Raw genomic sequence first — 10,633 nt, forward strand, 5'->3', positions numbered from 1 at the left:
ATCTGGCCCAGCCCCACCGGTTCAACCCAACGGTGGGGTCAGTCAACCACAGGCAACGGCCGCTTCTGATCCCTCGCTCAGCCGTTGCAGATCCTCCATCACACCGTGGTTGGCGGCGGAGTGGGCGATGCGCAGGGCGCTCACCACCGAGAGGGCCTTGCTGCTGCCATGGCCGATCACGCACACGCCGTTCACGCCCAGCAGCAGGGCGCCGCCGTGCTCGGCGTGGTCGAGGCGCTTCTTGATGCGGCGCAGATTGCTCATCAGGAAGGCGGAGCCCACCTTGCCGCGGCGGCCGCGGGGCAGCTCAGCCTTGAGCACATCCAGCAGCACGCTGCCCACGCTCTCCAGGAACTTCAGCAGCACGTTGCCGGTGAAGCCGTCGCACACCACCACATCGAATTCACCCGAGAGCACGTCGCGGCCTTCGCAGTTACCGGCGAAGTGGAAACGGGTCTCCTCCGCCATCAACGGGTAGGTGCGCAGGGCCAGGTCGTTGCCCTTGCACTCCTCCTCGCCGATGTTGAGCAGGCCGATGCGGGGCTTGCTCACCTGCAGCACATCGCGGCTGTAGATGTTGCCCAGCAGGGCCCACTGGTGCAGGTAGGCGGGCTTGGCGTCCATGTTGGCGCCCACATCCAGCACCAGCACCTGCTGCTCGGGGTCTTTGGTGGGGAAGAGGGCGCCGATGGCGGGGCGATCGATCCCCTTGAGGCGCCCGAGCCGGAAGATCGCTGAGGCCATCACGGCACCGGAGTTGCCCGCCGAGTACACGGCTGTGGCCTTGCCCTCCTTCACCAGGTCCATCGCCAGATTGATGCTGGCGTCGCGCTTCTTGCGCACCACGGTGGCTTCTTCATCCATGCCCACCGACACACCACTGGGTACCAGCTCCAGCAGGCCTTCCTGCTGGGCGCTTTGCAGCTCGTCGGCCAGATCGAGTTCGGCCACGGCGGCAGCCACCGCTTCAGCTTCGGCCACGAATTTCACCCGCAGCGGCAGCAGCCGCACCGCCCGCAGGCAGCCTTCCAGGATCGGCCCGGGGGCGTAGTCACCGCCCATGCCGTCCACGGCGACCCAGAGGCGGTCGGCGTCGTTGATCGGGGTGCCTTCGCTGCCGCCCACGCCCCGCTGCAGCCGCCGCAGGGGATCGAACACCAGCGGTTGCAGCACTGTGTTGGCCGCACCAGCGGCTGCGCCGGCAGCGCTGCCAGCCACAGAGCCTGCCATCGAACCGGCGGCATTGGCCGTGGCTGTGGCGGTGCCGACGAGGCTCGTCACCGCTGCATTGCGGCGATACCAGATCACCAGCCGACGGATGGCGCGGGGCTGGCCGCGGCGGTTGGAGCCGTGGCCTGGGGCGTCAGAGGGCTTCGGGGGCAACGGCGTCAACGATGCGTTGGAACAGATAACCGGTGCCGCGCGCCGTGAGGATCAGCTCGGGGTTGGCCGGATCGTCTTCCAGTTTGGAGCGCAGCCGGGAGATATGGACATCCACCACCCGGGTGTCCACGTGACGCTCCGGCGTGTAGCCCCACACCTCCTTGAGGATTTCGCCGCGGCTGAAGGGTTCGCCGCTGCGGCCCACCAGCAGCTCCAGCAGGCTGAACTCCATCCCAGTGAGGCGGACGCGCTCCTCACCGCGGTACACCTGCCGCTTGTTGGTGTCGATCCGAAGCTCGCCCACCTGGATCACCCCGGAGTTGGGTATGCCAGCCACGCTGTCTTTTTCCACCCGGCGCAGCACGCAACGGATGCGGGCCTCCAGCTCCTTGGGGCTGAACGGTTTCACCACATAGTCGTCGGCGCCGAGCTCGAGGCCGGTGATGCGGTCGGCCACATCGCCCAGGGCGGTGAGCATCACGATCGGCACATCCGATTCCTTGCGCAGCTCCTGGCAAACGCCGTAGCCATCGAGCTTCGGCATCATCACGTCGAGCACCACCAGATCAGGGTCGGTGCGGCGGAACGCCTCGAGCGCTTCCTGGCCGTCGCAGGCGGTGACCACCTGATATCCGATCATCGATAGCCGCGTTTCCAGGATCCGGCGGATGCTGGCTTCGTCGTCCACCACCAGGATCGTTTCCTTGGCGGCGGAGGCAGTTGTGCCGGTTGAGGCCGTCATTGCGCCACTCGTTGTGGACGGGGTTAAGTAGTTCGACCTACTGAAAAGGTCGGCAGGCCTCCGGGTTCTGCGGCAGCCACCTTTCTTCATACACCGTTTTGGCCCGCGCCACCAGCCTTTACGTCTGCCAGAGCTGCGGAGCCCAGAGCCGGCAGTTCTTTGGCCGTTGCAGCAGCTGCGGCAGCTGGAACACCCTGGTGGAGCAGACGGCCACCCCCACCGACAACCGCCGCCGCCGTCCCGTGGCCGCGGCACCGGAGGCCGCCATGCCGGCGGCACCGCGACGCTCTGAGCCGATCGCGGCTGTGGGCGATCGGCCCCTGCAGCGTCTGGGCAGCGGCTACGGCGAGCTGGATCGCGTGCTCGGTGGTGGGTTGGTGCCGGGTTCTCTGGTGCTGCTGGGTGGTGATCCCGGTATCGGCAAAAGCACGCTCCTGCTTCAAAGCGCCCAGGCCATGGCCGCTCGCCATTCGGTGCTGTATGTGAGCGCTGAGGAATCGGCACAGCAGGTGAAGTTGCGCTGGCGTCGGCTGGCAGAGGAGCAGGGGGAGTTATCGCCTGTGACGGCACAGGAGGCAGGTGGGGCTGGCCTGCAGCTGCTGGCGGAAACCGATCTGGAGCTTGTGCTGCAGGAGCTGGAGGCCCTTCGCCCCGCCGTGGCGGTGATCGACAGCATCCAGGCCCTCCACGACGGTGAGCTGGGCAGCGCGCCGGGTTCGGTGGCCCAGGTGCGTGAGTGCGCGGCGGCCCTGGCCCGCATCGCCAAACGGCAAGACACCGCGCTGCTGCTGGTGGGTCACGTGACCAAGGAGGGCATGCTCGCCGGTCCGAAGGTGTTGGAGCACCTCGTGGATGCGGTGCTCACCTTTGAAGGTGATCGCTTCGCCAGTCACCGGCTCCTGCGGGCGGTGAAGAACCGCTTCGGCGCCACCCATGAGCTGGGGGTGTTTGAGATGCGCGGCCAGGGCCTGACTCAGGTGCTCAATCCCAGTGAGCTGTTCCTAGGCAGCGATGAACCCAGCGCCGGCACCGCCACGATCGTGGCCTGCGAAGGCACGCGGCCGCTGGTGGTGGAACTGCAGGCCCTGGTGAGCACCACCAGCTATTCGAGCCCTCGCCGCACCGCCACGGGCATCGGCACCAACCGGCTCCACCAGATCCTGGCGGTGCTGGAAAAGCATCTGGGCCTGCCCCTCTCCCGCTTCGACTGCTACTTGGCCGTTGCCGGTGGACTTGAAGTGGAAGAGCCGGCGGCAGATCTTGGGGTCGCCGCCGCGGTGGTGGCCAGCTATCGCGATCTCACCCTGCCGCCGGGCACGGTGTTGATCGGTGAGCTGGGCCTCGGCGGCCAGCTCCGCCCCGTGGCGCAGCTGGAGCAGCGCCTGCAGGAATCTGCCCGGCTGGGGTTCCGCCGGGCCGTGGTGCCCAAGGGCAGTGGCCTCGGCCGCCTCGCCGCCGGGCTTGATCTGCAACTGCTGGAGGCCGGTGGCGTGGCTGAAGCGCTCGTGGCGGCGCTGGGGGTGAATCCGGCCGATGACCGAGCCTGATTCAGAAGTACACGTCGACGCTGCCGCGCCCGCTGGTCTTGAGCCAGTTCTGGGCCTCGATGTAGTTGTTGGGGGCCAAACGAATGGCCTTCGTCCACAGATCGGCAGCCTGATCAAAGTGGCGATCGGCCAGGTCGGCGTCGCCCTTTTCCTCGGCCAGGGAGCCCAGGTGGTGATGAATCACCGCCATGTTGTTGAGGGCCTGCGGCATCTTGCTGTTGAGATCGAGCGCCTGGCCGTACTGGTCAAGGGCTTTCTCGTGCTCACCGTTGCTGGCGTACACCAGCGCCATGTTGTAAAGGATGAAGGCACGGTCGTTCGGGTCTTCCTCCAGCTTCAGGGCTTCGGCGTAGTTATCCAGAGCCTCGGCGTATTCCCCGTCAGCCTGGGCGCTCATGCCATCGCGGTAGTAGGCGAAGGCCTCCTTGGCGCGCTGGTTGGTGGGCAGCACCTTGAGGATCAGGTCGGCCATCACCGTGAAGCTCTTGTCGATGAAGTTGTCGTTGCGCTGGGAGCGGGGCACGGTGATCTGCGGAGCTTCGTGGGCCCATCCTCACCTGCCTACTGCGCTGGCTGCCTGGGCTGTTCGTACTCCCTAGCCTGAGAGCCATCAACTGCCAGCACCGTGAGCAGCGGCCCCGAATCCGCCCCGCAGCCGGTGGCTGCCCTGCTGCTCGAGGTGGAGGGCATGAAATGCGGCGGTTGCGTGCGCGCTGTGGAGCAGCGCCTGTTGGCTCAGCCGGGTGTGCGCCAGGCCAGCGTGAGCCTGCTGAATCGCACCGTCTGGGTGGGGCTTGATCCAGCCCTGTTGGCTGAAGACGACCGTGATCCGGCCGAAGGCCTGATCGAGGCTCTGCTCACCATGGGCTACCAGGCCCATCGCCGCGAGGAGCAGGCGAGCACCCCTGCTGAGCGCGCTCAGCAGCAGTCCTGGTGGCAGCGCTGGCAGCAGTTGGTGGTGGCCCTGGTGTTGCTGCTGTTGTCGGCGGCGGGGCATCTGGCCGAGATGGGCCAGCTGCCCTTGCCCTGGCTGGCCGAGATCCGGGTGCACGCTCTGGTGGCCACCCTGGCCCTGGCCTTGCCAGGCCGCCCAATTCTGGTGCGGGGGCTGCGTTCGGCCCTGGCCGGTGCCCCCGGGATGGACACGTTGGTGGGCCTGGGCATGGCCAGTGCCTACATCGCCAGCCTGGTGGCGCTGATCTGGCCGGCGGTGGGTTGGCAGTGCTTCTTCAACGAGCCGGTGACTCTGTTGGGGTTCGTGCTGCTGGGCCGGTTTCTGGAGGAGCGTGCCCGCTTTCGCACCGGCCGCGCCCTGCAGGAACTGGCGCGGCTCCAGCCCGATGAGGCCTTATTGGTGGTGGGCGCGGGGCCTGAGGCGATCACCCGCCCGGTGCGGGTGGGTGCCCTGCGCCCTGGTGATCGCTTGAGGCTGTTGCCCGGAGATCGAGTGCCCGTGGATAGCCGCGTGCTGGAGGGTCTCTCCAATCTGGATGTCTCGAGCCTTACCGGTGAACCGTTGCCCCAGCAGGTGAGCGTGGGCTGCGAGCTGGCAGCCGGCAGCCTGAACCTGCAGGCTCCACTGCTGCTGGAGGTGGTGCGCCCCGGGCGCGACAGCGCGGTGGCGCGGATCATTGCGCTGGTGGAGCAGGCCCAGTCGCGCAAGGGACCGATTCAGGGGCTCACCGATCGGGTGGCTGGCCGTTTCAGCGTGGCGGTGATGCTGCTGGCACTCGCCACCTGGCTGTTCTGGTGGTTCTGGGGTGCCCAGCTCTGGCCTCAAGTGCTGGCAGCCGCACCGGCGGCCCATGCCCATGGCGCTCACAGGAGCTTGGGGCTGGCGGCAGAAACCCCCTTCGTGCTCGGCTTGCAGCTGAGCATTGCGGTGCTGGTGGTGGCTTGCCCCTGTGCGTTGGGGCTGGCTACGCCGGCAGCCATCACCGTGGGCACCGGCCGCGCCGCCAAGGCCGGCATCCTGTTTCGCGGTGGCAACGTGATCGAAACCGCCGCCGCGCTCAAAACCGTGTTCTTCGATAAGACCGGCACCTTGAGCATCGGCCGGCCCAGCCTCAGCGGCCTGTTGGCAGCCAACAGCGGCACTGGCAGCGATGCTCTGGTGCAGCTGGCCGCCAGCCTCGAGGCTGACACGCGCCATCCTTTGGCTCACGCCCTCCTGCAGCGGGCCCAGGAGCTCGAGCTCCCCCTGCTCCCGGTGCAGCAGCCGCGCACCATCGCTGGTGACGGACTGGAGGGAGAGATCGAGGGCTACGGCCGCTGCCGCTTGGGCCGTCCGGGTTGGATCGCCGCCTCGGGTGTGGCCTTCGCCCCTCAGCAGCAGCGCTGGCTTGAGGAGCAGGAGGCCTGTGGTGCCACGGTGGTGGCCCTCAGCGCCGAGCAGCAGTTGCTCGCTCTGCTGGCCATCGAAGATCCGATGCGGCCGGATGCCCCTGAGGCCTTGGCGGACCTGCAGGCCATGGGCCTGCGGCTGGGCGTTCTCAGTGGTGATCGACAGGGCCCTGTGGCGCGCCTCGGTGCGGCCCTGGGGCTGCGCCCTGAGCAATTGGCCTGGGAACTGCTGCCCCAGCAGAAGCTCGAGCGGCTGCAGCACGGCGGTGCCAAGGGCCCGGTGGCGATGGTTGGCGATGGCATCAACGATGCCCCTGCCCTGGCGGCCGCGGATCTCGGCATCGCGGTGGGTACCGGCACCCAGATCGCGATGGACACGGCGGATCTGGTGGTGCTCGGTGATCACCTCACCGCCATCCCTCAGGCGTTGCGCCTGGCACGCCTCACCATGGCCAAGGTGCGCCAGAACCTCGCCTGGGCCTTCGGCTACAACCTCCTGGTGTTGCCCATTGCCGCCGGTGCACTGTTGCCGGGGTTCGGTGTGGTGCTTTCTCCTCCTTTGGCAGCCTTGTTGATGGCCCTCAGTTCGATCACCGTGGTGGTGAACGCCCTGCTGCTTGGTGGTGATGACTGAGCGCGGCCGCTTTCTGGTGCTCGAGGGGATCGATGGTTGCGGCAAGACCACTCAGATCCAGCACCTGCGCCAGTGGCTGCCCAGCAGCGGCCTGATGCCCGCGGGCGCCGAGCTGGTGGTGACCCGCGAGCCCGGTGGCACCGAGCTGGGCCGCGCCCTGCGCGAACTGCTGCTGCATCCCCCTGGCGCCGCGGCCCCCTGCAGCACCGCGGAGTTGCTTCTCTATGCCGCCGATCGCGCCCAGCATGTGCAAGAGCACATCCGGCCTGCGCTGGAGGCGGGCCATTGGGTGTTGAGCGATCGCTTCAGCGGCTCCACTGCTGCTTATCAGGGCTATGGCCGCGGCCTGCCTTTGGCGTTGATCGAGCAACTCAGCCTGATCGCCTGCCGTGGCTTGCAGCCGGATCTCACCCTGTTGCTCGATGTGCCGCTGGCAGAGTCGCTGCGGCGGCGCGGCCATCGCCTCGCCGATCGCATCGAGGCCAGCGGTGAAGCCTTCTTGGCCCGCGTCTGCGCGGGGTTTGTGGCTCTGGCGGCTCAGCCCGGCTGGCAACGGCTCGATGGAACGCAGCCAGCCGAGCAGGTGAGCGCGGCTCTGCAGGCCGCCATCACCCAGTGCTGCAGGGCCGAACGCCCCGGTGCCGATGCCTGAATCGCTGTTCGCCGGATTGGTCGGCCAGGAGCAGGCCACCGCCCTACTTCTGGCGGCACTCGAGCGTCAGCGGTTGGCTCCGGCTTATCTGTTTTGCGGCCCGGATGGCGTTGGCCGCTCCATAGCGGCCCGGCGGTTTCTGGAGGGTGTGATCGCAGGGCCTGGTGGCTCAGCCTCCGTTCGGCGCCGGCTGCAGGAGGGCAATCATCCCGATCTGCTCTGGGTTGAGCCCACCTACAGCGATAAAGGCCAGCTGGTGCCGGCCTCCAAGGCCGTGGAGGCTGGCGTGAGCCGGAAGGCGCCGCCGCAGCTCCGCCTGGAGCAGGTGCGGGAAGTGTCGCAGTTTCTGGCGCGCCGGCCCGTGGAGGCTGAGCGCTGCCTCGTGGTGATCGAGGCGGTGGAGGCCATGGCGGAGGGCGCTGCCAACGCCTTGCTCAAAACCCTCGAGGAGCCTGGCGATGGCGTGCTGATCTTGCTCAGCGCTGCGCCTGATCGCCTGCTCAGCACGATTCGCTCGCGCTGCCAGGCGATTCCCTTTGCCCGTCTTGCGCCTGGGCAGTTGCAGCAGGTGCTGGCTGAGCAAGGCGTCCAGGCCAGCAGCCCCGATCCGCCGGAATTGGTGGAGCTGGCGGCCGGCTCCCCAGGTGCCTTGCTTCTGCAGCGGCAGCAATGGCAGGCCCTGCCCGAAGGTTTGGCCCAGCGCTGCGCAGAGCTGGTCGGCGCCGGATTCAGCGGTGGAGCACTGCCATCCCAGCCGGTCAGCCCGGTGGAGGCCCTCAGCCTGGCCCGTGATCTCTGTGAAGCGCTGGAGGTGGAACAGCAGCTGTGGCTGCTCGATTGGTGGCAGCTGCGCTTGTGGCGGTTGAGCCACAACCCAGCCCAGCAGCAGCGTCTGGAGCAGCTCCGGCGCCAGCTCCGCTCGTTTGTGCAGCCCCGGCTGGCCTGGGAGGTGGCGCTGTTGGAGCTGAGCGGTGTGGCGGCCGCTTAGGCAGCGCTGCGGCGACTGGCGCGGGCGTTGTGCACGAGCTGGGCGAGTTCCTCTTCGTGGCTGCCGCTGGGTAGTTCCAGGCAGTAACCCGCGCCATACACGGTTTTGATGAACCGGGGTTTGCGCGGATCGGGCTCGAGCTTGGTGCGCAGATGGCGCACGTGAACCCGGATGGTCTCGATGTCGTCGTCGGGCTCGTAGCCCCACACCTCCTTGAGGATCAGCGAGGGCGCCACGGTCTGACCGTGCCGCTGCAGCAGGCAGTGCAGCAGTTCGAATTCGAGGTGGGTGAGTCGCACTGGTTCGTCGAACCAGATCGCCTCGAAGCGCTCCGGCACCAGGGTGAGGGCGCCATAGCTGAGGATTTCGTTGTGTTTGGTCGAGAGCGGGGCGCGGTCGCTGCGGCGCAGCAGCGCCTTGATCCGTACCAGCAGCTCCTCGAGGTCAAAGGGCTTGGCCAGATAGTCGTCGGCTCCTGAGTTGAAGCCGCTCACCTTGTCTTTGGTGCTGCCCAGGGCGGTGAGCATCAGGATCGGGATGCCCGTGGTGCGCTCGTCGCGCCGCAGCCGCTGGCAGAGGGTGAGGCCATCCACCTTGGGCAGCATCAGATCCAGGAGGATCAGGTCAGGGGTGTATTGCAGGGCAAGGGCCTGTCCCTTGATGCCGTCTTCAGCGCGCTGCACGTCGAAACCACTGTGCTCCAGGTGGCCGGCCACCAGCTCACGCATATCGCTGTCGTCTTCGATCAGCAGGATGCAGGGCTTCATGGTGGATCTCCGCTCGTGGCGTGCAGGCGCTGCGGGGTGTGGCCGCTGTTCGTTGCTCACATTCTCTCCAGAGAGTTGAGGATCTGCAGAAGTTCTTGCGCGCCATGATGGCGTGCAAGAAGCTGGGATCCCTTGCCCTCACTGCGCTCTGCCATCAGGCGGAGTTGAACAACACATCAGGATTTACAGGTTTTCTTCCGTTTGCCCTGTTGCAATTTGTCGGTCAACGATGCGATGCAGCGGCGCGCCTGAGGCAACGGGCTGCAGCGGCGGTTGCCATGAAAAAACCCCAGCCGTGGGGCTGGGGTTTTCAAGCTCCCCGGGCGGGATTCGAACCTGCGACCAATCGATTAACAGTCGATCGCTCTACCGCTGAGCTACCGAGGAATGCGGCCCTGACGAGCGCTCGAAGAACTTACCCCTCAGCCCTTCCCGCCCGCAAGGGGGGCGAGCTGTCGCTGCAGCGTTTCGCCGCTGCGCCACGGCCCAACGCTGCCCCGTTGCATCAGGGCGGCTCCATCGCACCAGCGCAGCTCTTCGAGGCGATGGGTGATCCATAGGGCAGTGATCGGCTGCTCGGGGCGGTCGCAGAGGGAGCGGATCAGTTGGAGCACCTCCACCTGGCTCGTTTCATCGAGCAGAGCTGTGGGTTCATCCAGCAGCAGCAGTTGGGCTTCGCTGGCCAGGGAGGCGGCGATGGCCAGGCGTTGCTTCTGCCCGCCGCTCAGGCTGTGAATCGGCCGCTGCCGAAAACCGGCCAATCCCACCTGCTGCAGCGCCCGCTCCACGCGGGCCAGCCGCTCTGGGCCCTGCACGGTTTCGGGGAGGGCGAGTTCGATCTCGCTGCCGCAGCTCGGCAGCAACAACTGGTGATCAGGGTTCTGAAACACCAGTGCGGGTTTAAGCGGTCGCTGCAGGCGGCCGCGATTGGGGGTGAGTAACCCGGCGATCAGCCGCAGCAGGGTGCTCTTACCGCTGCCATTGCCGCCCACCAGCATCCACAGCCCGGGCCTGGGAATGGAGAAGCTGCAGTGGTTGAGGGCGCTGTGGCCATTGGGCCAGGCAAAGCCCAGCTGATCCACCACCAGGCTGGGTGCCTGCTCAGCCATCGAAGCTGAAGCCCGGTCGCTTGCTGCCGCCGCCCATGGCGGACTTCTCGTAGGTCTGAACGGCCACCACCTCGCTTGTGAGCAGCGTGACCCGCTTGCTCTCGTCTTTTTCGCAGGTGAGCTCGAGCAGGCGCGGCTGACCGCTCTCCATCGCCTGCTTCACCTGTTGGTAGAGCGCATCGGCGGCCGATTGCTCCTTGCGTTGCACGGCAACGGGCATGGGGCTCAGCTTGAGAGAGAGCTCAACAACGAACACAACGGGGATTTCGGCCAGGCTCCACTTTGGCGAATCAACACCGCTCCGATGGCTCGCTAGGAGCTTTTACCTATCCGGCGCACCTGCTCCGGGGAAACCCGCCACAGACGCCCGGTTCCCCGTACAGTGCGCGTGTAACGCTTCATGAAGCCGCTCTCATGACGATCGCTGTAGGGCGCGCGCCGCAGCGGGGATGGTTCGACGTCCTCGAT

Annotated in this window: 10 protein-coding genes and 1 tRNA gene; 4 read left to right on the plus strand and 7 right to left on the minus strand. The window is 67.0% G+C overall.

The features are described 5' to 3' along the window. Positions 1 to 42: 42 nt before the first annotated feature. Entirely contained in the window at positions 43 to 1,383 is a 1,341-nt protein-coding gene (gene plsX / locus H9532_RS15920; protein WP_296370421.1) for a phosphate acyltransferase PlsX, read from the minus strand. After that, positions 1,364 to 2,125 (minus strand): response regulator transcription factor RpaB, encoded by a 762-nt coding sequence (gene rpaB / locus H9532_RS15925; protein WP_296370375.1) that lies wholly within the window; start codon positions 2,123 to 2,125, stop codon positions 1,364 to 1,366. Before rpaB ends, plsX begins: the two co-directional genes overlap by 20 nt. A gap of 98 nt (positions 2,126 to 2,223) precedes the next feature. On the opposite strand from rpaB, the gene radA reads away from it, so the two are divergent. Further along, positions 2,224 to 3,672: a DNA repair protein RadA gene (radA, locus tag H9532_RS15930; RefSeq protein WP_296370377.1), complete on the plus strand. Its 1,449-nt coding sequence runs from the start codon at positions 2,224 to 2,226 to the stop codon at positions 3,670 to 3,672. Between the two features lies 1 nt (position 3,673). Here the strand turns inward: radA and H9532_RS15935 are convergent, their stop codons facing one another. Further along, a complete protein-coding gene (locus H9532_RS15935) occupies positions 3,674 to 4,195 on the minus strand; it encodes a photosystem I assembly protein Ycf3 (RefSeq protein WP_296370379.1) in 522 nt (173 codons plus the stop codon). Between the two features lie 102 nt (positions 4,196 to 4,297). Between H9532_RS15935 and H9532_RS15940 the strand changes: the two genes are divergently transcribed. The 3 genes from H9532_RS15940 to H9532_RS15950 are packed head-to-tail and all read left to right on the plus strand — an operon-like array spanning position 4,298 to position 8,289. Then, complete coding sequence (locus tag H9532_RS15940) at positions 4,298 to 6,649, plus strand: heavy metal translocating P-type ATPase (protein WP_366664579.1); 2,352 nt, start codon at positions 4,298 to 4,300, stop codon at positions 6,647 to 6,649. Further along, a complete protein-coding gene (gene tmk, locus H9532_RS15945; RefSeq protein ID WP_296370381.1) occupies positions 6,642 to 7,301 on the plus strand; it encodes a dTMP kinase in 660 nt (219 codons plus the stop codon). The genes H9532_RS15940 and tmk overlap by 8 nt, the downstream gene beginning before the upstream one ends. Beyond that, positions 7,294 to 8,289, plus strand: coding sequence for a DNA polymerase III subunit delta' (locus tag H9532_RS15950; RefSeq protein WP_296370384.1), 996 nt, complete (start codon positions 7,294 to 7,296; stop codon positions 8,287 to 8,289). The genes tmk and H9532_RS15950 overlap by 8 nt, the downstream gene beginning before the upstream one ends. On the opposite strand, the gene H9532_RS15955 is transcribed toward H9532_RS15950, so the two are convergent. The 4 genes from H9532_RS15955 to H9532_RS15970 form a co-directional block, all read right to left on the minus strand. Continuing rightward, on the minus strand, positions 8,286 to 9,056 hold the full coding sequence (locus H9532_RS15955; RefSeq protein ID WP_296370386.1) for a response regulator transcription factor: 771 nt from the start codon (positions 9,054 to 9,056) through the stop codon (positions 8,286 to 8,288). The genes H9532_RS15950 and H9532_RS15955 overlap by 4 nt on opposite strands. Positions 9,057 to 9,371: 315 nt before the next feature. Next, positions 9,372 to 9,443 (minus strand) — tRNA-Asn (locus H9532_RS15960). Between the two features lie 35 nt (positions 9,444 to 9,478). Then, positions 9,479 to 10,165 carry an ABC transporter ATP-binding protein gene (locus H9532_RS15965; RefSeq protein ID WP_296370388.1) on the minus strand — a complete coding sequence of 229 codons (687 nt, stop codon included), beginning with the start codon at positions 10,163 to 10,165 and terminating at the stop codon, positions 9,479 to 9,481. Next, entirely contained in the window at positions 10,158 to 10,385 is a 228-nt protein-coding gene (locus H9532_RS15970; RefSeq protein ID WP_296370390.1) for a hypothetical protein, read from the minus strand. Before H9532_RS15970 ends, H9532_RS15965 begins: the two co-directional genes overlap by 8 nt. Between the last annotated feature and the right edge of the window lie 248 nt (positions 10,386 to 10,633).

It is taken from the genome of Vulcanococcus sp. Clear-D1 (assembly GCF_014654725.1).
Lineage (GTDB): Bacteria > Cyanobacteriota > Cyanobacteriia > PCC-6307 > Cyanobiaceae > Vulcanococcus.